The following is a 21,099-nucleotide window of genomic DNA, read 5'->3' on the forward strand; positions in this document are numbered from 1 at the left end:
TGCTAGCACCCGCGCCAGTACCCGCGCGAATATGTCCACCTTCCCGGGCCGACGACCGCCCAGCACGAGACGCATGGGAGCATGAAGCGTGCCTTCCCCCCTCGACCCCATCGGCCCACCCTCGGTCGAGACGGCTGCGGGCCGCGCGACGATGAAAGACGTCGCAGACCGGGTCGGGGTGTCGCGACAGCTCGTGTCCCTCGTTCTCCGCGACCTCCCCGGAGCAAGCCCGACGACCCGGCAGAGGGTTCGCGAGGCGGCATCCGAGCTCGGCTACTACCCCGACACCTCGGCACGGACTCTCCGCGGGCGCCGCAGTTTTCAGCTCGGCGTCGTCTTCACGATGCATGAGCCGTTCGAAGTCGATCTCGTCGAAGCGCTTCTCACGGAGGCGGCAGAACGGGGGTACTCGCTCGTGCTCGGTCCGCTGACGGCCGCCCGGCCCGAGCGGCTGGTCGTACCCCAGCTGATGGGACAGCGCATCGAAGGACTCATCGTTCTCGCGGCGGATGGCGGATCCTCGTCTGTCTCCGACCTCCCCGAGCGCATCCCGATCGTTCAGCTCGGCGGACCCCGATCGAAAGGCCCTGTCGACGACGTTCGAGTCGACGACGAGGCCGGGATTGCTCTGCTCGTCGACCATCTCGTCAGCCTCGGCCACACCGCCATCGCCCACGCCACCGGAGGCAGCGGGCCGAACGCCCGCGCGCGCGTCGAGGCGTACGAGGCGGCGATGCGGCGGTCGGGGTTGCTGCCCGACGTCGTCGAGAGCGCCTATACCGAGGAGGCCGGGTCGCACGCCGCCGAGGTGCTGCTGACGCGATCCGAGCTGCCGACCGCGGTTCTTGCGGCGAACGACCGATGTGCCTCGGGGGTGCTCCTGACGCTGGTGAGTCGCGGTGTCGCCGTTCCCGCCGACATCTCCGTCGTCGGCTTCGACGACAGCTCGGTGGCCCGGCTGCCCTTTGTGCAGCTCACGACCGTCCGCCACGATCCGGTGAGGCTCGCGAGCGAGGCGCTCGACTCGATCACTGCCCGAATCGAGGATCCGACCCGGCCGACGGTGGCGCACCGAGACGCCCCGTCGCTGGTCGTGCGACGCAGCAGCGGCCCGGCTCGCGCCGGGGGCGCCTCGGCCTAGTGGGGCTCGTTCAGCGGGGCGCCAAACTCCATCTCATCGTCCAGACGAGGGCGGACGGGGTCCGGTAGTTCGTCGAATCACCAGGGTGGACGGGACGATGTGGCTGCGGGCCGGACCGGAGAAACCGCGAATTCGTTCGAGGAGGAACGTGGCCGCCTGGGTGCCGATGTCGAAGGTCCCGTTTTGTACAGACGTCAGTCCGACCCTCCCGATGCCGGCAATGAACGTGTCGTCGTAGCCGACGACGGAGATGTCTGAGGGTGTCGAGAGGCCGAGGTCGTGGGCGGCCGCGAGGGTGCCCACCGCGACGAGGTCGTTGAATGCGACGATGCCAGTCGGCCGCTGATTCGCACGGAGCACCCGATACCCCGACGACCGGCCCTCTGCCTCGGTCGCACCGGCGTGGTCGACCAGGATGTTGTCGGCGAGGCCGGCGTCAGTCATGGCGTCTCGATACCCCCGCTGCCGGAGGACCCCGACGTGTTCTGGTCCGCCGAGAAAAGCGATTCGGGTGTGTCCGAGGTCGAGCAGATGCTGTGTGGCCTGCCGAGCGCCGGCGACGTCGTCGTTGGTGACGGTGTCCGCCCCGATGGTGTCGGGGTTGTAGGTACCGGCCAGAACGACCGGGGTCTTTCGGGGAAGGTGGGTGAGGTCGGCGCTCTCGGCGGAGGTACCGACGGCGATGATCCCATCGACTCGCTGCCGGGTGAGGATGCGCACCGAGGAGCGGCCCACACGCCGGTTGGTCTCTGAGTCCACGAGCAGGGGTGCGATGCCCGCCGGCTCGAATTGCTTGCTGATGCCGTCGAGGAGGTCGACGAACCAGGGGTTGCGAAGATCGTTCAGGAGGATGCCGACGGCGCCCGTGCCGTTGCCCGCCAGGGCGCCGGCGACTCGATTCGGTTCGTAGTGGAGATCCTCGATCGCACGGAGAACTGTCGAGCGGTTTACCGGGCTCACCCCGGGTTCACTGCGAAGAACGAGCGACACCAACGATTTCGATACCCCGGCAGCGCGGGCGACATCGCGGATCGTGGGCGCTCGACCCGAGACGGGCGACGTGTGGTCATCTGTCACCCCATCACACTAAGGGTGCGTCGATCACTTGACAGCAGGCCTGGACCGGTCCAAGGTGGCCTTGTCAATCACACGAAGAAGTGGATACCTGCCGATGACGACGCGTGCACCCAAAATCTCGATGAACGTCACCACGACCTTTTTCGGCAATCTGGTCACAGACATCCAGCACGCGAAGGCGGGCGGGTTTGCCGGGATCGAGTTGCAGAGCCCCAAGCTGTACCGCTACCTCGATGCCGGTTATGACGTACAGACCATTCCCCCGCTCCTCGACGGGGTCGAGGTCACGGGCCTCGGGGCGGTGTTAGACATCGATCGGCAAGGCGACGCCCGGAAAGCATTCCTCGACGAGGTGGTGCGCATGTGCGAGGTCGCCGTCGCGGTCGGGGCCCCGATCGTGCAGCTGTGCACGGGCCCGGTCGACTGGAACGTCGTGAAGGATTTCCGGGCCGGAAGGCTTCGCGCTGATGACTCCCGCTACCGGGCCACCTTGGGGCTGGACGAGGCCGAGGCGATCCGAGTCACCGCGGCGAATGTTCGTGATGCCGCCGACATCGCGGCCGGGTTCGGCTTAGGCCTCTATCTGGAGCCGCTGGCATGGGCGCGCTTGAACCGGTGCCGGCACGCTCTTGCACTCATCGAGGAAGCCGGACGGGACAACGTCGGAATCGCCCTCGACACCTGGCATTTCTGGACCACCGGAGACACCCTCGACGAAGTTCGCGCGCTGCCGAAGGATTTGATCAAGGCGGTGCACATATCCGATGGCCTCGACCTCGACCGAGACACAGACGTACCGGATCAGAGCGTCCACCGGGACGTCGTGATCGGTGGGGGTGCGATCCCGCTCCAGCAGTGGGTCGATGCCATCAAATCCACTGGCTACGACGGGTGGTGGGTATCCGAGATGTTCTCCACCCGCGCGAACGAACAAGATCCGGTCGCAGTTGCCACGGCCATGCGGACCCTGCTCGCCACCCTGGTCGGCTGAGAGGACGCGACACCATGCAACGTTTCGCTCTCCTCGGCGCCGGCTTCATCGGTGCAGTCCATGCCGAAAACCTCGCCGCGCACCCGGACGTCGATCTCGTCTTCGTCTATGACATCGACCTGACCCGGGCAGCAGCCCTGGCCGACCGGTTCGGCGGTAAGGCCACCACGAATCCGGCCGACGTCTTCGATGCCACCGCCGTCGACGCCGTGTTCATCGCGTCTTCCACAGACACCCACGCGGAACACCTCCGCGCTGCAGCGGATGCCGGCCTTGCCGTGGTGTGCGAGAAACCGATTGCGCCCACCCTCCACGAAGCCGAAAGGGTCGTCGAGCACGTCGAAGCCTCCGGCGTCTTTGCGATGGTGGATTTCAATCGCCGTTTTGACCGAGACCATGTGGAGCTGAAACGCGTCGTCGACGCCGGAGGGGTCGGGCCGGTCGAGCTGGTGCAAATGAGCTCCCGCGGTCCAACTCTTCCCCCGGTGGAATACCTGCGTGTCTCCGGCGGGCAACTGCGTGACCAGACGGTCCATTTCTTCGACCTGTGCCGGTGGATCACCGGGGAAGACCCCGTCACTGTCAGTGTGACCGGTTCCGCCCTGGTCGACCCGACCATCGCCGAGTTCGGCGACGTCGACACATCCGTCGCCGTCTTGCGGCTTCCGTCAGGCGGCATCGTCCAGATCGACAGCGTCCGCCGCACCGGTTACGGTTATGACGAACGCATCGAAGTGATGGGGGCCGACGGTCTCATCGAATCCCGACGACAACCCGCGGCCAACGTAGCCCTCTATTCGAACGCGGGCATTACTACTTCCCCCCTCCACAAGGGGTGGTTCGAACGCGTGCAGCCGACGTACGCAGCAGCCCTTTCGGCATTTGTCGACGCCCTCGCCGCCGGCGGGCCGTCCCCAGCATCCCTTCGCGATGGCCTCAACGCGCAAGCCATAGCGGAGGCGGCAACGGCATCGCTGGCCAGCGGCAAGACCGAGCGCATTGCATACGAGGGCTCCGCCGCTCCCTGATACCAGCATCACGATCATGGTCAAAGTATGTCCGGACATTCTATTGACAGGTTCATGAATTTCGGTCACCCTAAGCGCACACAGGCAATGACGCCAACTCGAGGGATTAGCGGATTTCGGTCCGAAAACTATCCACTGAAGGCGCCATACACGCGAACCGGATCCGGTTTGCATCCCCCTTCAGTAAAGGAACAGTCATGCACCTCACCTCCCCACGTCGACTCGCGATCGTCGGAGCATCTGCGGCCGCGCTGGCCCTGATGCTTTCTGCCTGCAGTTCGGGCGGAGCTCAAAGCACGGCGTCCAGTTCGGGCAGTTCGTGCAAGGGCACCACTTACACCATTTCCATGGTCACGCATGAGGCTCCGGGCGACACGTTCTGGGACAAGATCCGTGCCGGAGCGGAAACCGCAGCGAAGAACGAGTGCGTCAAGCTGGTCTACTCAGCGGATCCCGCCGCCGACAAGCAGGCGCAGCTCATTCAGACTGCCGTCGATTCCAAAGTGGACGGCATTGCCACGACCCTGGCCACACCGGACCCTCTCGCCGGGTCCGTGAAGGCTGCCACCGCGGCAGGAATCCCCGTTGTCGCCTTCAACTCCGGCATCGACGCCTACAAGAAGCTGGGCGCCCTGGAGTATTTCGGCTCCGACGAGACACTCGCGGGCCAGACCGTCGGAGATCGGCTGACCGCCGACGGCATCAAGCACCCGCTGTGCGTCATCCAAGCCGCCGGCTCGGTCGCCCTCGAGGCGCGTTGCGCCGGCGTGAAGGCGAAGAACTCCGGTACCGAGAACATTCAGGTCAACGGGTCAGACGACTCCGCTGTGGTGTCGAGCATTCAGGCCAAGCTGACACAGGACCCCTCGATCGACGCGATCGTGACCCTCGGCGCCCCGATCGCCATGGACGCGCTGAAGTCGAAGACCGCCGCCAACAGCAAAGCCACGCTCGTCACCTTCGACCTCAACGTCGACGCGGCGCAAGCGATCAAAGACGGCAAGATCGAGTTCTCCGTCGACCAGCAACCCTACGTTCAGGGATACATGGCAGTGACCGCGCTGTACCTGTACCTGAAGAACGGCAACGACCTCGGCGGCGGCGGCCCCGTTCTCACGGGCCCCTCGTACGTCGATAAGACCAACATCGACAAAATCCTTCCGTTCGCCAAGAACAACACACGCTGACCCGCACGAGGGCGGCCCGGGTCTTCCGGGCCGCCCTCTCTCCGTCTACCCGAAGGAATACCATGAGCCAAGAAACAAGGGTCGCCCCCCGGGTCACCCCCTCAGATGCATCAAACCGTGTGACCCTGGGTTGGTCACACCGACTGCTTCGACGCCCTGACTTCGCCGCCGCCGTCGCCGCCGCCGTCATCCTCGTGTTCTTTCTCGTCGTTGCACCCTCGTTCCGTTCACCGGACTCGATCTTCACCGTCCTCTATCAGTCATCGACCATCGGGATCGTGGCGGTGGCCGTCGGCATGCTCATGATCGGCGGAGAGTTCGACCTCTCGGCCGGCGTCATGGTCACCACGGCAGGGCTGGTCAACGCCCTCTTCAGCTACTACCTGGGCGTCAACCTCATCATCGGGGCCGTCATCTCGCTCCTGTTCTGCCTCGCCATCGGATTCCTCAACGGCTACCTCGTCATGCGCACAGGAATCCCCAGCTTCCTCATTACCCTCGGTTCGTTCTTCGTCCTCCAGGGCGCCAACCTCGGAGTGACGAAGCTCGTCTCCGGTGCTGTCTCCAGCCCCGACATCTCCAAAATGGGTGGCTTCGGGGTGCTCTCCTCGTTCTTCGCCGGCTCCTTCGTCGTCGGCGGGGTGACCGTCTGGAACACCGTCATCTTCTGGATCCTGTTCGTCGCGATTTCGGGCTGGGTCCTGCAGCGGACGCGGGTCGGCAACTGGATCTACGCCGTCGGAGGCAACGCCGCATCCGCACGAGCCGTCGGAGTCCCCGTCCGGCGGGTCAAGATCGGCCTCTTCATGACCGTGTCATTCCTGTCGTGGTTCGTCGGAATGCACAGTCTTTATCGCTTCAACACCCTGCAAGCGGGCAACGGCGTCGGAAACGAGTTCCTGTACATCATTGCTGCCGTCGTCGGCGGCACTCTGATGACCGGCGGTTATGGCAACGCCCTCGGCGTCGCCATCGGAGCATTCATCTTCGGCATGACCTCACTCGGCATCGTCTTCGCCGGATGGGACCCCAACTGGTTCCGCACCTTCCTGGGCGTCATGCTCGTCCTCGCCGTGCTCATGAACCTCTACATCAAGAAGCTCTCGACCACCAGGAAAGTGGGTTAGCGTCATGTCTGACACATCCACCGACAACACGTCGATTTCGACCAGCGTTCCCCTCGTTCAAATGACCGACGTCGGAAAGTCCTACGGAGCCGTCCGCGCGATCAAGGGCATCAACCTGACTGTCCGAGCAGGTGAGGTCACCTGTGTTCTCGGAGACAACGGCGCCGGCAAGTCAACGCTCATCAAGATCATGGCGGGCCTCCACAACCACAACGAGGGCACGATGTCGATCTCGGGCGTCGAAACCACCTTCGCCTCACCCCGAGACGCCCTCGGCGCCGGAATCGCGACTGTCTACCAAGACCTCGCCGTCGTCGGCCTCATGGAAACATGGCGGAACTTCTTCCTCGGTGCCGAACTCGTCGGAAGCAAGCTGCCGTTCTCGGGGCTGCGTGTTCGCGAGATGAAAGAGATCGCCGACGAAGAGTTGAGAAAAATGGGGGTCGTCGTGAAAGACATCGACCAGCCCATCGGCACCCTCTCCGGCGGACAACGTCAGTGCGTCGCCATCGCCCGAGCCGTCTACTTCGGAGCGAAAGTGCTCATCCTCGATGAACCCACCGCGGCCCTCGGCGTCAAGCAGTCCGGCGTCGTCTTGAAGTACACGGCCGCCGCCCGCGACGCGGGGCTCGGAGTCGTCTTCATCACCCACAACCCCCACCACGCCTACATGGTCGGTGACCACTTCATCATCCTGAAGCTCGGTCAGACGGTCCTCGACAAGCGCCGTGACGAAGTGGAACTCGATGAGCTCACCCGTCAGATGGCCGGCGGCGACGAACTCACCGAGCTGAGCCACGAGCTCAAAGCACTCGGCGGGATGACAAATGCGATCCGGACCCTCGACGCGGATCTCAACATCAAGTAGGCGAGGCGGGGTCCTCTACACGGCCGTCAGCTGACGGAAACGCGTCCCGTGATAGATCAGAGGATCCTGGCCCTCGCCGACCCGCACGGCCGTCACTTCCAGCAGGACCACGTGGTGATCCCCCGCCGGAACTTCGCTTCGGATCCTGCATTCCAGCCAGACGGCGGCGTCGTGCACGAAGATCGCGCCCGAGTCGGGCTGGTGCAGGTCGAGCCCGGCGAAGCGGTCTCGGGTGCGGCTCGACAGCTGGTAGCAGGCCTCGTCGTGAGCAGAGGCGAGAATCGAGATGCCGATCCGCTCGGCCTGCTTCAGCACCGGCCAGGTGGTCGACGAGTTCTGCACCGAGAACATCACCATGGGCGGATCGAACGAGACTCCGACGCTGAACGACGACGACACCATGCCGACCTTGACGCCGTCGATCTCGGCCGCGAGCGCCGCCACTCCCGACGGGAACGCGCCGAACGCCGACTTGATCGCGAGGGCGGCGTCGGGGTGCTCGACCCCGGTGAGCAGGGCGGGAGTGACCTCGGCGAGGCTCATTTCTGACCCACCACGGTGAGACCGGCGGTCGCGAGCACAATGTCGCGCCACTGCCCGAGCCACGTCTCGTAGGATCCTTCGTCGGCGTACGTCTTTTCGTTCAGATACAGCCCCTGCGTCGGTGCGGTCGCGCCCAACTCGACGAGGATCGGCTTGAGCAGCAACTCCGGAGCCAGCGCGTGCGTCGGCCCCGCCCCGAGCATCAGCGGCACCACGGTGACGCCCGCGAGCCCGGTCGCCCCGGCGAACTGCTCGAGGAAGCACTTCAGCACTCCCGTGTAGCTCGCCTTGTACGTCGGCGACGCGACGATCACGAGGTCGCTGCCCGAGACGGTCTCGACGGCGGCCTTCACGGTCTCGTCGCCCCAGCCGAGCAGCGAGGGCCCGAGCGTCACGACGTCGACCACGCTTTCGGGCGCTCGACCGGTCAGCGACTCGGCGACGTGCCGGGCGGCATCGAGCGTGCGAGAAGCCGGCTTGGGATTACCGGCAACGATGGTGACGATCATTCGCGCTCCTCGGGGTTGGCTGCGCCCAGTCTTCGCCCGCCGCGTTTCTGTCGTGTGCCCGCTGAATTAAGCCTCGATTACGCCGGGCACCCCGCGACAAAACACAAGGTCAGGATCCCATTCGCGTCCCGTTCACCCCGAAACCGCCGCCGCCCCGGGTGCTTCGGCCGCCACATCCGGCGCCCTCTTCCGCGGCCGCCGCTCGGCTCGAGGCTTCACGGCCCGTTGCATCGACCGCCGCACGACAGGGGGCAGCGACACTGCCGCCGACCAGGCCGCCTAGTGACTAGACGACTCGACGGGCAGGTCGTACGTGACCCACCGGGTCGCCGTCGCGACGGAGTCGTAGAGCGACCGCGCCGTCGAGTTGTCGGCCGCGGTCACCCAACGGACGATGGTGGATCCTTCCGCCCCGGCGATCCGTCGAGCCTCGTCGATCAGCTCCGATGCGACGCCCGACCGCCGATGATCGGGGCTCGTGAACAGGTCGTCGAGGTAGACGCCGATGCTGGCCGACGACGGGCGCGCGAAACGCCGGAGGTTTGCCAGGCCCGCCAGCTCCCCGCCGCGGACGACGACGAGCCCGGACAGCCCGAACTCCCCGTTCGACACCCACTCCCAGGTGCGGTCGACGGCGTCGTCGTCGGAAGCGAGCTCGTAGAAGGCGCGGTACTCGCGGTAGAGCCGCTTCCACTCCGCCTCGTCTTCCCCCATCACAGCGCGGACAACGGACCCGGTTTCGTCAGCCATCTGGGCAGGCTACCGGCCCCGCCCAGGCCCGATCCGAGCTCGGTGGGCCTCGCCGTGGTCGACGTGCGGGTGGTGTCGTTGACCTGAGCGGCAAGCGCCCCGGCGATCGCGCACGGCGCCAATTTGAGAGCGAAACCCATGACTCGACGCGGATCCGCCCGGCTTCTGGCCACGATCACTCTCAAAGTGGCGCAAGGGCCGAGGATCCGGCGCCAGCGCATGCACGAACCGGGAGTCTTGCGGCGCCACCCCCGCCGCTCGGCCCGGGCCCGCCTCTGCATCCGGTTTCTCGTCGGCGGTGGCCCGCCGTGAGCGGTGACTGTCCCCGATCTGCTGGTGTTCGGGGCCGGGCATCAGCAGATCGCGGACACTCACCGCCCGCGGGGGCGGGAGGCGTGCAGCTGAATGGGCGTCACCTCCGGCACGACGACGTGGTGACTGACCGACCTGCGGCAGCTACAGGTCGACGTGCCTCAGACTGAGCGGGTGAAGTGGACGGATGACATCGACCGGGGTGCGTGGCTTCGAGAGCGAATTCCCTTCGACGGCGGCTATGCCACCGTTGCCGGCACCGGCTGGGAGGCCTACGCCCGCATCCTGCATCCCGTGAGGGCGTCCGGTGAAGTCGATGGCACGTTCGTCGAGCACGAGTGGACGTGGGCCGAGGCCGCCCGGCGCCGCGGAGTCGGCATGCATCCCCTCGTCGGCTGGAACACGATCGGACGCCAGGACGGCCCGGTCGAGGTCGATGGCCTCTTCCTCTCCCCCGGTCAGGAGGGTCTTCTCGAACCCCGCTTGCTGCGCCACCTCGTCGGCGTCTTAGAGGGAGCCACGTCGACCCCGGATGACATCGCCATCGGCGTCTGGGACGGATTCGGCCTCGAGACCGGTACAAGCTCAGAGGCCGCCCTCGCGGTCTGGTCCGGGCAGAACGAAGCAGAACCCCGAGCGGCACTGACAGACGCCGAACTGTGGGCACTGACGGAGCGCCTGGCTGAGGCATCGGTTGCGAAGCTCCTCACGGGAAACCCGCCCCAGCCATCGCAGGTTCCTCTTCTCGAGCTGCCCAACCGCGAGTACTACTTGGCGGTCACCACCCTGCATGAGCTGGGAGACCTGGCCGAGCACGATGACGACCTCGAAATGGGTGTGAACCTGATCTGGCCCGGCGACCATCAGTGGCTCGTAGCCAGCGAAATCGACTTCGACTCCACCGTCGTCGGGGGTTCGAAAGGGCTCATCGAGCGCATCGTCAACCATCCCGACCTCGAGGCATTCGAGGTTCACGAGACCGATCATTTCGACGTCGACGCTCGCACCGTGAGCTAGAGCCTCTCGCGGGGTGAACTTCGGGCCCCGTTGCAAAGCTGACGAAGACCCCGCAGCCATAAAGTGAGTCGCCGAGCCGATACGCTCTGGGCATGAACGTGGGGTCGGTAGTACTCGGGGTGTCGACGGCGCTGGCGATCACGGCGGCGGTCGGCGCGGTCATCGCGATCAGCGCCTCGCAACCAGTTCGGGGGCCGGAGCCGATCCAGGGGCCGCAGATCGGCGTCTGCGGATCACCACAAGAATCAGACGCCGCGACCTTCCACTCGATGGCGGCGAGCTTCCTCATCAAGAACACCTCAGGGTCACCGGTGACGATCCGCGCCATCCGCCCTCAGACCCTGAAGGGGCTCGCCTCTGCGACGGTGACGCTCGCTCCGGGAGCCGACGACAAGAAGACGGACGGCTACGAGGTGGCAGCATCAATCGGCGTTCCGGCTACGGAAGTGGCTCACAGCTCGCCGGTCGCGGCCAACGGCACCACAATCGCCCCGCACTCGTTCGCAACGATCATCACGAGCATGACGCTGGCAGATGGCGCAAGGGCCGGGAGTGCCGGCGACTTCGAGCTGACATCGGATGGCCCTTCTGGCTCGCTCCACACCCAGATGATCCGAGCATCTGTCGGCCTCGGCGTGGACGATCTGGCCTGCTCCGCTCTGCCTGGGTAGCAGCCCCGCACGGAACCGCCGTCCCACTACAGTTCCCCTATGCCAGAGGAGCCCATCGAGAAGGTCCCCGTCGGCTTCTGGCGCCACGTGCCCTGGATCTACGTGGCCGGCCTCGTCATGTCGGCAGTTCTCGTCGGATTCATCAGCTCGTACTACGACACCTCCGGCGGTGCGGCCGTCATTCTCTGGGGCGGGTTCATCACGGCTGGATTCCAAGAGTCACGCGCGTCGGAACGCAAGCGAATCGCAGACGGCGACCCGCAGCCGTCTCGCCGTCCGACAACGAACGCGCCCGAGGTCGCACTGACCGCCGCCCTCATCCTCTTCAGCGGTGCTCTGGTCGTCTTCGTGTCGTACATCAACTTCGGCGGCGACGATCGTTCGCCGACACCAACGGAGGCCGTCCTCGCAGGGATCGCCGTCCTCATCAGCGCCCTCACGATCACCGCCGTGGTCCTGTGGGCAAGACGAAAGAACAGGCTCAAAGACGAGGCCGCGGCGTAGCGGCGTGCGCGTGTAGAAACACCAGTTCAGGATCCGACTCGCGTCCCCTCCGCACCCCAACCGCCGCCGCGCCGAGTTCCTCGGCCACCACACCCGGCGCCCTCTTCCGCGGCCGCCGCTCACCTCGGCGTGCTCTCGGTGCGACTTTGCTACGCTAGGCCTGCTGCTCCCCCGGGTGCGGTGCGCGAGTGTAGTTCAATGGCAGAACTTCAGCTTCCCAAGCTGATAGCGCGGGTTCGATTCCCGTCACTCGCTCTGATCTACCTACGGACTCTGCCCTCAACTTGGACGTCTGTCCACGCTGTCGAAGCCACAGCCGGCTGTTGGTTTTTCGATGTCTCCGGAGGAGTGCTGCACGGTCACCGGGAAGAGAAGATTTTGCTGACACTTCTTGCTCGCGCGTCGCGGCTGGCATGAGCGAGTCCATGGCCGCCGACTCGGACTGGTGGCTCTACCACTGGGACCGCCACCGTGCCGTCCTCCTGTCGGCCCGCGAGGCGGCAGGCGAACACAAGAAGCGGGGCCGGCGGGTGCGCAACCGAGCGAACCCGATGACACTGATCGCGAGCGAAATAGTCTCGGGGATCACATTTATCCCCTGGCTTTCCACTCGGAAGCCAAACCAGAGCCCACGACCCGGCCAGGTCGTGGGCTCTACTTTCGGCTCAGGGCCGCAACCTGGCGGTGTGACGGGTCCGTCAACAAGCTTCTCGATACCGCGCGGCCGGCCAAATGTCTCTCTCCGCGTATGCGAGCACGCACAGAGCCGAATGCCCAACCGCGCGGCACCTGAGCCGGTGCTCAGTTCAGGTCCGGTCCCCCGGCGCCTCCCAGCTCATCAAGAACTTCGCGCGCGATAAAGTGCACAACTCGAACTAGAACCTTCCCATCTACCTCAAGGTGAACCCGGACTCCGTCGACCTCCCCGAGGGATTTAGCCGTGACGTGCGCAATGTCGAGCACTTTGGCACGGGCTCGCTGGAACTGAGGGTTACGGATCTGTCCAGTTGGTAGCTCGTTGAGGAGTAAACGGCGCTCTCTTATGCGGCGAGTTAATGTCTCTGCGGGGTCCGAGGTGTTCGCGATTCGAAAGAAAGCTGGACCAGCTAAGTCCGATCATGCAGTAAGGGAGTGGCGGGCTTGAACGCGCCGCCCCTTCAGCTGCGCGTCTTCGAAACAGAACAGCCTCGACAACTAAGTAGTCGAGGCTGTTCTTCTTGGAGAGTGAGTTACTTGTAGTAGCCATTGACACCGAAGGTGTAGGTGCTGCATTTCGTGTCGCCCAGAGACACGGTGAAGGTCACGGTGCCGTCCGCCGCCACGTCATCGTCCTGGTCGGCGAAGCCGCCGACTCGGTCCGTCAGGGTGGTTCCCGTGAAGCAGTACACATCCACGCTGTAGGGGCCCGTGAGCGCCTTCCCGGACTTGTTCGTGGCCGATCCAACAATCGAGGTGCCGTTGTTGGTCTGCTCTGTGACTGTCAGGCCCGTGGTGTTGTACGACGAGGCGTCCGCTGCCGATGAGGTGGCCGTGAACTCATATGTCTCGCCAGAATCGGGAAGAGTCGACGCGTCGTCGAAGTAGAGGAAGGCGAAACCGATCTCGCCGGGCTGAAGGACCGAGGGCGTCGATCCTTGGCTCTGGCCGGTCGCGACGAGCTTGCCGCCGGCGCGGGCTGCGCCGGTGAAATCAACATGAGCGACGGCCTTGCCCGTGTTGTTGCGGTAAGCGATCGGCAGCGTGGCCGCACCGATGGAGTCTTTTACGAGAGTCGCTTGGCCAACGACTGCGATCTTGCCCGCGTCCCCGACCGGGTAGGACGGCTTGGCATTGCCGGCAAGGAGCCCGCCGACATTGAAGGCGGCGATGGCTGGCGCTTTCGTCTCGGCTGGCTTGGCCGCGGCGCTGGACGTCGTCGTGGTGGTTCCCCCTGACGAGTTCGACGAGCTGCTGCAGCCAGCGAGTAGGAGGGCGGCCGCACCAACGGCGGTGATCAAAGTGAGTGACTTGCGAAGTGACATGGAGAAGCAGAGAACTTTCTTCGGGTGAGATTCGGGTGATGACGCAGTCTCAACTTATCCGGCACCTGTGACATTTCTAGCGAATGCCCCCTTCTTGGGGTCACACCATCTGGTCTGGTTTACTTCTCAAGCTCTGAGGCCGCTATGCCATAGGAGTGTGCCCCGCAAGGCACAAGGACCAGATCGGGTCGTCGGTGCTGCGACCGGCACCCGAATTAGGCGGTTCTGAGCAATGGTCATTCTCTGGCACCATGTTGATCGTCATGAAAAAGCTGATCACATCTCTAGCCATCGCCACCGCACTTACTGGAAGCGTCCTACTCGCCGGGTGCTCATCGAGCTCCGAAGCCTCTGCGGGGTCCGAAGCTGGCGCCGTGAGAACGACCGCGGTCGTTACGCCGACCCCCAAGCCGTCGCCGAAACCGCCCGTCCTGACCGGTACGTGGAAGTCGGAGACGTCGGATCCGGACTCCTACCAGGAGGCAACCATCGCGGGCGACGTCATCAAGATCAACTGGGTCGGGGACGGTGGCGACACCCAGTACATCTACTGGGTCGGCTCGTTCACGGCTCCAACCACAGCGGATAGCCCGTTCAAGTGGACGTCTTCCCGCGACAAGGCTGCGACGGACAGTGCGTTGCTGGCGTCAACGGACGACACGAAGGCATTTACGTACGACACTGGAGTCATCAGCTACTCCGCCAGCCTCCAGGGCACGACGACGACGGTCAAGCTCCACAAGGAATAGGCCGGGCTCGACTTGGTCGCTGGAACGGCCCCACCGCAAACACGACTTGCGGCGGGGCTTTCTGCATCTCAGTCGCTCGTTCGTTGACCCCTAGGCTCGGATCGTGAGCAGCGCCCCCTTCGACCAACCGCGATGAACACCGCGCACTGCACCGCACTCAGGTCGCCATCATCGACGAGCTGCTCGAGCGAGGACTTTTCAGGACTCGGAACACCCCTTGGCGACCTCGCTGAGACGCGGGCCCTTCGCGCCTTCGGCGGCGCGCCCGCCCCGAATTCGGACATGAGCTACGACCTCACTGACTCCGCCGGGCGGCACGTTCAGGTGAAAGCCCGCCTCGTCGCACCTCCGAACCGATCGCCCGACGGCACAGGGCAGCTGGTCGAACTACTACGATCTTGTCGGAATTCCCTGATCTTGCGCTGTTGCCTCAGCTGTCCCGCAGGGTCTTTAAAGAAGAGGTTGTTCTTGAGGAGTTATACGAGAGGCCAATCAGGGATCTTCTCATCGATTAGATCCATCGTCTCGAGAGTGCGGGCGATCGCATTAATCGTCCGAAGAAAGTGGGTCATCTCGGAATGAGAAAGCGTGTCTCCCGCTCGCGCATCGAGCCACTTGTGCAGCACATGATGTCCACCCACCTGGAAACGCCAAACGCGCTCCGGCACACCAGCAATGACCTGCGGTCCGCCACTTTTGCCGCCGTCCGTGCTCAGAATAATTTGACCGACCAAGTCGTTGGTTTCCTCCCAACGTTTGGAGACCTGAATTGCGTCCACGAGGTTGTTTCCATGCGTTGGAGAATTGACGATCCCTGTGTCTAGACCAGCGGCTTTTAGGACATGGAGATCCGCTAACTGGCGTCCAAAATTCCGGAGATTGCGGAAGGTCTGCACGTCTCGAGTAATGGGAATTCGCGCGTAATCCGAGCGAAGAAATTGTTCGTAGCGAAGCCGGTAGTTTCGCGAGTGAGCGATTCCATACGCATAGTCGAAAATATCGCGAGCGCCGACGGTGGTGATTAAATCACCCTCATCCATCTCGACGAAGATCAGGCCGAGGTCATCCTGCAGGCGATCTTTTGCAAGCTGACTAATGTTTGCGGTTGGTGAAGGAAGTCTTTCTTCGTCCAGGGCAAAGCTTGCCTGGCCGTTACGTGCCTGTAAGTCTTCCTGAAGTGGGTAGAGCCAAAGGGGAAATAGAACTGAACCGGTGGTTGCCTCTCCAAGCTTCACCTCACTCATCTGATCAGTTACGAAGAACTGGTCCTGAATCTGTGATTTGTTGCTCCGCGCGGAAATAAATCCAAGGTTTGCACCGGCCATCATGTGGCGCATGACCTCGTATTTCATGCCGTCAATGGCATCGGAGTGATACACGACCCAACGACTGTCGAATGGCCGATGGGCGTAGGACAACACCTTTTTGGCTCGGTCTGGATCTGCTATGAGGGCGGCTCGGCGAGCGGACATCGTCCAATCGCGATTGTCTCCTGGTAAATACGTGATGCCCTTGCTAGTCGTGCGACTTTTGGTGCCAAAAAAACGCGTTCTCACCTGAGAGTCCGTAAGGGATACATCTGTGAAATCCGTCAGCCGCTCGAGAAGTCGAAGCTTGCGGGTATCGGTCGCAAATTCGTCGCGATGGGTAACGATACCCGTCGAGTAAATGGGAAAGAGATCCGTCAGGGATACGCCCTCATCCCACTCCTCTCGAATGACGGCATCCTGCGGCCGTAGAGCAAAAAATGGCGCCGTCGGTGTGAACGTTTCCCAAGAGACCGTTTCCACCGTCTCAGTCTCAAGCCACGCATACTTAGTCGCGCGTGTTCCCCAAAGGTCGGCGTAATGGACTTGAGCGGACGCAGTTTCTCCCGAGGATTTCACAAAAATTGCGATACTCACACCCTGTTGAATCTGGTCAAAGACGTTTTCGTCCGTGTCTCCGTTCGGATTTACCTCGCGCCGTCGCGTCGATCCGTGTAGGTCCAGGACGTAGATGTCGTCGAAAGTCTCGAGTAGCGAATGCCGCATGCCCCGGAAGGTCGGAGCATCTAAGTAGGTGTGGTTCGTAACGTAGCCGAGAACGCCCTTCCCTGTCTCCTCGATCCTCGCCTGACCCATCCGAATGAACTTCACATAATCGTCTTGTAGCCACTTCGAGTTCCCCTCCCCCAAGGGGGTTGCTCCAACCCGGTAATAGGCCTCGAGTAACTTACCTATTGCCGTTTTTATAGTCTTGTACTGTGTTTTTCCTTTCACCTTTCGCCACTGCTCGCGTCTTGTCGAAGAGTTGGCGGAATGTCCCTGATATGGCGGATTTCCAATCACAACCATGATGGGTTTGTCCGTTTTGACACTCGATGCCGCGTTGGCCTCATCCGAGATGAACTTGCCAAGTGGAAGTGTGGAGTGGGCCTCGCCTGGGTCTAGTGCATTTGTAAGGTAAACGCCGATGCGCTCGTCCTTGGTCAGGTCGTACGCAATGTCTTCACGTTCGTCGGCGGGCAGATCTTTTCCTGCGAGCTGCAGAGCCAACTTGAGATGGGCCACCGCATAGGGAGCCACCATGAGTTCGAAACCGAACATCCGCGGTAAGAGGTGTTCTGAGACGTAGGACGACCACATGGACGTCTTCTTCTGATCGATGAATTCTTGACGGATCTTCGCCACCGTGGCGTATAGGAAGGTTCCCGTCCCGGTAGCCGGATCCAGAACCAGAACCTTATGCTCGCCATCGTCACCCTGTGAAATGTCGGCGACGCCTTCGGCCATGTCGAAGGTACTGCGCAAGATTCGGTCCACGGAGTTCACGATGAACTCAACCACCGGCATCGGCGTGTAGTAAACGCCCCGGATGTCCCGTAGCTCGGGGTTGTAGACGCTTAGAAAGGTCTCGTAGAAATGGACTATGGGGTCCCTCTTCTCGCCACCAAAATTACGGAGAACCTTTTCCATATCGGCGTCGTTGAGCAGCTGGGCAAGATCTTCGACGGTGCCGGCGTAAGGCTCATCCGCCAAATCGGGGCCGCTTATGTGGGCAAAGAGGCCTCGTAAGAACGGATTGGTCCTAGGAATCAGGGCAGCCGCCTGTGCGCGGGTGAAAGCCTTTCCATCGTCTTGTTGAACGCGCGCCGCGAACATGCCGTATGCGATTGTCTGCGCGAGCATGTCGGCAAAAGACTCTTCACTGAGGTCTGGCACGAGCGTGTCTCGGAACGCCTGGAGGAGGCCCAAGGTTTCGGCCGACGAAGATTTGGTCGCAAATGATTGGCGAATTACATCGTGGATGATTGCAGCAAGGCCGGCCAGCCTCCTCGCCAAAGCAGGCGCAGAATTGAGCTTCTCGGGAATATGAGCGGCAAACGCCCTAACGAGTCCTTCCACTTCCCCGATTCCGCTGGAGTCAATCGCGACTTTTCCACCCTTAGCGGTGCCCAGGGAGGCAACTAGTTTGAGCTCGCCGTTCTGATACCAGCGAAAACTTAAATAGTCCGTGATCAAGAGGTTCGGGAATGCACGGCGGTAACGCCGCAATTGGGACCCGTTCGTCGTTTTCGGAACCTCCCGTGCTGAATCGTCTTCAATTGCTTTTAGGCCAGGCAATATCGCCAGATCCTTGGCCTCAACTTTTCCGATTGACAAAGCCCCATGCCGTCGGGTGATTTTGATGTCGAAGTCCGGAGCATTCGCGGCCGCCTGCTTGGGCTCGTTGGTCGCCGTGACTTTGGGGGACAAACCCTCGATCCACGTCTTAAGAGCTGGACGGTAGGTGTGTTCGGTCGCGTCCCCGGATGCCGCGATTATCGTAATGGTCTTCAAATAGACGTCCGTAGCTGTCACGCCCTGCCCCCTTGCGAATGAGCAATGTCGAGTGACACTGCGGAGTGGCCGAAGTCACAAATCACTTCGAACCTGTCGGTCTCATCTTACGAAGCCCCAGAAGCAGCGTGCCGCCTAAGCCGATCCAAGTCAGGGGACGGATTCCCCGCACGAGGCAGGCGACCCGGTGGCGAGCGACAGGTTCGGTGGACGACATGGAGCTCCTTGGAGAAAAGTGAGAAGAACCCAAGTCTCAGGGGTTATGAGGAATCCCCGTGACCCCAATAAGGGGGACAAGGACGTACCCGCTTCGCCGACGCCACCGCGGTTCGCCTCTGGGCCCTCAACATGGGCACGAGGCCCCCATAGGCTGAACCCGTGGCCCCCGTGATGAAGCAGACGACCGTCAGCGACGGGGTGACGATTGCCTACACGATCTTCGAGGGTGTTGAGCCAGCAGTCGTGATTCTTCATGGCCTCGCCGGGAGCAGCCGAGAGTTCATCCCGACCGCCGAGGCCCTCAGCGGGCGGCGAGTGATCCTTATCGATCAACGAGGTCACGGGCGCAGCACCACCAGGCCTGCCGACACGTCTCGCAACGCTTTCGTGTCTGACGTTGTCCACGTCATCACCAAGCAAGCATCCGAGCCGGTGATCCTCATCGGCCAGTCGATGGGCGCCCACACGGCCATGCTCGTCGCCGCGGCGCGGGGGGACCTCGTGCGTCAGCTCGTTTTAATCGAGGGCAACCAGGGCGGCGGGACGGCGAGCGAGCACACCGCCCTCGGCGACTTCTTCCGCTCCTGGGACGTCCCGTTCTCGGATCGAGCTGAGGCAGCCGCGGCCCTTGGGGACGGGCCGCTCGAACGCGCCTGGGTCGAGGATCTCGACGAGCGACCCGACGGCCTGCACCCTCGCTTCGACGCGGACATCATGCAGTCCACTGTCGAGGCCATGGGTAAACCGCGCTGGACCGAGTGGGAGGCGATCGAGGCACCGACCCTGCTGGTCTACGCCGACGGCGGCATGTTCACGGAGGAGCAGAAGTCGGAGTTCGTCCGTCGCGGCCGGAATGCTCGATGCATCGACGCGACCGCTGCCTCCCACGATGCGCATCTCGACGCTTTCGACCAGTGGATAGGCGCCTTGCGCACTGTCCTCGCGGACTAAACACCCGGGCATCGCCGCACCATTCCGCCGGCGAGACCTACTGCTCGCGACTAAACTGAGCAATTATCGCCCCGTGCGGCCGACTTGATGCGACGCCTGGACGGCAGCGAATTGATTTCAGATGGCCCAGCGTGACGACCACCGCGCACATTCACGCACTTGCAATGCGATAAAGGGGCCGATAGTGACGTCGTATTGGTGGGTTGTGCAAGGCGGCAACTACCAGGATGAGCGCGACAGGGGAATCCTCTGGGCGCCCTCCCGAAACAACAATGGCCATCGCAAGTCGCACTGGTCCTCGATGCGGAGGGTTGCCGTTGGCGACATCGTCATTCACTACGCCGATCTCCACGTGCGAGCGCTCAGCCGCGTCACCCGGGCGGCAGTGGCTTCCGCGCGTCCGTTCGAATCGAACGATTGGGATGACGATGGTCAGCTCATTCTCACCGCGTACGAGGAGTTGCCGACACCTCTTCATCGCGATCAGATCCCACTCGAGATTCGTAGGTCGCAAACACACACCAATGCCCCCTTCTTCCTCCAGGGCGGCCGCGTCGGCTATGTAAATCTCGGCTACCTTTTCGACCTCACCGCAGAAGCTGGAGGAGCAATCGTCGACTTGATCGAGGGCGCCGCGCCTACAGCCCAAATCTCGAACGGCGCCTCTGAGGTTCCGAGCCTGTCGGGCGAACCCGGAAATCTTCGACAAGGCGTCAGCACGGCCCCGGTTCGGCGCGTCTGGAGCGCACCGAAGCACGATAGCCGTGTTTTCCACGCGCGGTCAGCCACGGACGACTTGTCTGCAGACCTCGGGCGGACTGTAACTTACGAAGAATTCAAGCTCCAGGCGAGCTTTGGTGCGTGGCTGGCATCGCAGAACACGCCAGCTGAGCTGTTATCACTCCCGATCGGTGGATCGGTGATCCAACCGGACTTCTACGTGCCCGCTCGGTCATGGATAGTTGAGGCGAAGAAGTCAGAGGCGCGGCCTTATGTCCGACTCGCCATCGGACAGGTGCTCGACTACATCGCTACCGCGGAGCGGCACAGCATTGTGGCGCGTCCAGTAATCCTCCTTCCGCGTTTGCCAACCGACGACCTCGTTGATCTCATTGGCCGACAAGCAATCCGGCTCGCGGTGCCTGCGGGCCACATCACTGGCTTCGAAATCATCGAGCCCTAGGCTCATCACCCGCGGAAGCGTGGACGCTACCTGTCTCGCTGCCACAGCAGGTCCACCACGATCCAGCGCCCCCTTGGTCTATCAGCGGGGAATCAGCTGACCATTTCATATGAACGCGCCACCCCTCCGGAAGTCGGCGGAGCCGCTCTGCGACTGCCTGCTCGCCGAGCAGACCGACGTACCAGCTGCGCGCCGTCGAAGGAATGGGACTGTGGCCGAAGAGCCGAGACGCGAAGGAGGTCGGGCCCTCGGGCCCCACGGCATCCCGGAGCGCTGCCATTAGCGACTCGCCCGGAACTCGATTTGCAAGTGTCGTATCGGACATGAAGCCCCCATTCCCCGGAGCGCCCAGCCGGAGCCCCTCGCCCACCGTAGAAGGAGAGGCGTTGGCATCGCTGCCACCAGTTGGGGGCGCTCGTCAGGCCGCGTG

At 63.1% G+C, this 21,099-nt stretch carries 18 protein-coding genes and 1 tRNA gene; 13 read left to right on the forward strand and 6 right to left on the reverse strand.

Annotated features, from left to right (window positions below):
* The first annotated feature begins 88 nt into the window (after positions 1-88).
* Entirely contained in the window at positions 89-1,141 is a 1,053-nt protein-coding gene (locus ASF54_RS09465; RefSeq protein ID WP_055961291.1) for a LacI family DNA-binding transcriptional regulator, read from the forward strand.
* Between the two features lie 33 nt (positions 1,142-1,174).
* Here the strand turns inward: ASF54_RS09465 and ASF54_RS09470 are convergent, their stop codons facing one another.
* Positions 1,175-2,218 carry a LacI family DNA-binding transcriptional regulator gene (locus ASF54_RS09470; protein ID WP_055961294.1) on the reverse strand — a complete coding sequence of 348 codons (1,044 nt, stop codon included), beginning with the start codon at positions 2,216-2,218 and terminating at the stop codon, positions 1,175-1,177.
* Between the two features lie 94 nt (positions 2,219-2,312).
* Here ASF54_RS09470 and ASF54_RS09475 point away from each other — a divergent pair, with 94 nt between their 5' ends.
* The 5 genes from ASF54_RS09475 (at position 2,313) to ASF54_RS09495 (ending at position 7,419) form a co-directional block, all read left to right on the forward strand.
* On the forward strand, positions 2,313-3,209 hold the full coding sequence (locus tag ASF54_RS09475; protein ID WP_055961296.1) for a sugar phosphate isomerase/epimerase family protein: 897 nt from the start codon (positions 2,313-2,315) through the stop codon (positions 3,207-3,209).
* Positions 3,110-4,237: a Gfo/Idh/MocA family oxidoreductase gene (locus tag ASF54_RS09480; protein ID WP_235480991.1), complete on the forward strand. Its 1,128-nt coding sequence runs from the start codon at positions 3,110-3,112 to the stop codon at positions 4,235-4,237. Before ASF54_RS09475 ends, ASF54_RS09480 begins: the two co-directional genes overlap by 100 nt.
* 347 nt (positions 4,238-4,584) lie before the next feature.
* A complete protein-coding gene (locus ASF54_RS09485) occupies positions 4,585-5,424 on the forward strand; it encodes a substrate-binding domain-containing protein (RefSeq protein WP_326934334.1) in 840 nt (279 codons plus the stop codon).
* 119 nt (positions 5,425-5,543) lie between these two features.
* Positions 5,544-6,551, forward strand: coding sequence for an ABC transporter permease (locus ASF54_RS09490; RefSeq protein ID WP_235480992.1), 1,008 nt, complete (start codon positions 5,544-5,546; stop codon positions 6,549-6,551).
* A 4-nt stretch (positions 6,552-6,555) separates the two neighbouring features.
* Positions 6,556-7,419 carry an ATP-binding cassette domain-containing protein gene (locus ASF54_RS09495; protein WP_055961307.1) on the forward strand — a complete coding sequence of 288 codons (864 nt, stop codon included), beginning with the start codon at positions 6,556-6,558 and terminating at the stop codon, positions 7,417-7,419.
* 15 nt (positions 7,420-7,434) lie between these two features.
* Here ASF54_RS09495 and ASF54_RS09500 read toward each other — a convergent pair whose 3' ends face one another.
* From ASF54_RS09500 to ASF54_RS09510, 3 genes are all read right to left on the reverse strand, one after another.
* The gene (locus ASF54_RS09500; RefSeq protein ID WP_055961310.1) at positions 7,435-7,962 is read right to left on the reverse strand and encodes a flavin reductase family protein; all 528 of its coding nucleotides are present in this window, start codon (positions 7,960-7,962) and stop codon (positions 7,435-7,437) included.
* On the reverse strand, positions 7,959-8,471 hold the full coding sequence (locus ASF54_RS09505; protein WP_055961314.1) for an NADPH-dependent FMN reductase: 513 nt from the start codon (positions 8,469-8,471) through the stop codon (positions 7,959-7,961). The genes ASF54_RS09500 and ASF54_RS09505 overlap by 4 nt, the downstream gene beginning before the upstream one ends.
* A 279-nt stretch (positions 8,472-8,750) precedes the next feature.
* The gene (locus ASF54_RS09510; protein WP_084816072.1) at positions 8,751-9,221 is read right to left on the reverse strand and encodes a GNAT family N-acetyltransferase; all 471 of its coding nucleotides are present in this window, start codon (positions 9,219-9,221) and stop codon (positions 8,751-8,753) included.
* Between the two features lie 486 nt (positions 9,222-9,707).
* Here ASF54_RS09510 and ASF54_RS09515 point away from each other — a divergent pair, with 486 nt between their 5' ends.
* The 4 genes from ASF54_RS09515 (at position 9,708) to ASF54_RS09530 (ending at position 11,980) form a co-directional block, all read left to right on the forward strand.
* On the forward strand, positions 9,708-10,550 hold the full coding sequence (locus ASF54_RS09515; protein WP_055961319.1) for a hypothetical protein: 843 nt from the start codon (positions 9,708-9,710) through the stop codon (positions 10,548-10,550).
* Positions 10,551-10,642: 92 nt separating this feature from the next.
* On the forward strand, positions 10,643-11,221 hold the full coding sequence (locus ASF54_RS09520; RefSeq protein WP_055961321.1) for a hypothetical protein: 579 nt from the start codon (positions 10,643-10,645) through the stop codon (positions 11,219-11,221).
* Positions 11,222-11,260: 39 nt separating this feature from the next.
* Positions 11,261-11,725 carry a hypothetical protein gene (locus ASF54_RS09525; RefSeq protein WP_055961324.1) on the forward strand — a complete coding sequence of 155 codons (465 nt, stop codon included), beginning with the start codon at positions 11,261-11,263 and terminating at the stop codon, positions 11,723-11,725.
* Between the two features lie 184 nt (positions 11,726-11,909).
* Positions 11,910-11,980: transfer RNA gene (locus tag ASF54_RS09530), tRNA-Gly, on the forward strand.
* A 974-nt stretch (positions 11,981-12,954) separates the two neighbouring features.
* Here the strand turns inward: ASF54_RS09530 and ASF54_RS09535 are convergent.
* Positions 12,955-13,746, reverse strand: a complete 792-nt coding sequence (locus ASF54_RS09535) for a hypothetical protein (protein WP_055961327.1) — start codon at positions 13,744-13,746, stop codon at positions 12,955-12,957.
* Positions 13,747-14,120: 374 nt separating this feature from the next.
* Between ASF54_RS09535 and ASF54_RS09540 the strand changes: the two genes are divergently transcribed.
* Positions 14,121-14,495, forward strand: coding sequence for a hypothetical protein (locus ASF54_RS09540; RefSeq protein ID WP_235480993.1), 375 nt, complete (start codon positions 14,121-14,123; stop codon positions 14,493-14,495).
* A gap of 476 nt (positions 14,496-14,971) precedes the next feature.
* Here the strand turns inward: ASF54_RS09540 and ASF54_RS09545 are convergent, their stop codons facing one another.
* The gene (locus ASF54_RS09545; protein ID WP_055961333.1) at positions 14,972-18,337 is read right to left on the reverse strand and encodes a type ISP restriction/modification enzyme; all 3,366 of its coding nucleotides are present in this window, start codon (positions 18,335-18,337) and stop codon (positions 14,972-14,974) included.
* 357 nt (positions 18,338-18,694) lie between these two features.
* On the opposite strand from ASF54_RS09545, the gene ASF54_RS09550 reads away from it, so the two are divergent.
* Both ASF54_RS09550 and ASF54_RS09555 read left to right on the forward strand, forming a co-directional pair.
* On the forward strand, positions 18,695-19,486 hold the full coding sequence (locus ASF54_RS09550; protein ID WP_235480994.1) for an alpha/beta fold hydrolase: 792 nt from the start codon (positions 18,695-18,697) through the stop codon (positions 19,484-19,486).
* 184 nt (positions 19,487-19,670) lie between these two features.
* Positions 19,671-20,669, forward strand: coding sequence for a hypothetical protein (locus ASF54_RS09555; RefSeq protein ID WP_157510099.1), 999 nt, complete (start codon positions 19,671-19,673; stop codon positions 20,667-20,669).
* The last annotated feature ends 430 nt before the right edge of the window (positions 20,670-21,099 follow it).

The organism is Frondihabitans sp. Leaf304 (assembly GCF_001423105.1).
Classification (GTDB): Bacteria; Actinomycetota; Actinomycetes; order Actinomycetales; family Microbacteriaceae; genus Frondihabitans.

What these genes read in the sequence shown, in the direction of transcription:
- ASF54_RS09475 (WP_055961296.1), top strand. Translation starts at nt 2,313, where the DNA reads ATGACGACGCGTGCACCCAAAATCTCGATGAACGTCACCACGACCTTT.
- ASF54_RS09485 (WP_326934334.1), top strand. Translation starts at nt 4,585, where the DNA reads ATGGTCACGCATGAGGCTCCGGGCGACACGTTCTGGGACAAGATCCGT.
- ASF54_RS09495 (WP_055961307.1), top strand. Translation starts at nt 6,556, where the DNA reads ATGTCTGACACATCCACCGACAACACGTCGATTTCGACCAGCGTTCCC.
- ASF54_RS09500 (WP_055961310.1), bottom strand. Translation starts at nt 7,962, where the DNA reads ATGAGCCTCGCCGAGGTCACTCCCGCCCTGCTCACCGGGGTCGAGCAC.
- ASF54_RS09505 (WP_055961314.1), bottom strand. Translation starts at nt 8,471, where the DNA reads ATGATCGTCACCATCGTTGCCGGTAATCCCAAGCCGGCTTCTCGCACG.
- ASF54_RS09510 (WP_084816072.1), bottom strand. Translation starts at nt 9,221, where the DNA reads ATGGCTGACGAAACCGGGTCCGTTGTCCGCGCTGTGATGGGGGAAGAC.
- ASF54_RS09520 (WP_055961321.1), top strand. Translation starts at nt 10,643, where the DNA reads ATGAACGTGGGGTCGGTAGTACTCGGGGTGTCGACGGCGCTGGCGATC.
- ASF54_RS09525 (WP_055961324.1), top strand. Translation starts at nt 11,261, where the DNA reads ATGCCAGAGGAGCCCATCGAGAAGGTCCCCGTCGGCTTCTGGCGCCAC.
- ASF54_RS09535 (WP_055961327.1), bottom strand. Translation starts at nt 13,746, where the DNA reads ATGTCACTTCGCAAGTCACTCACTTTGATCACCGCCGTTGGTGCGGCC.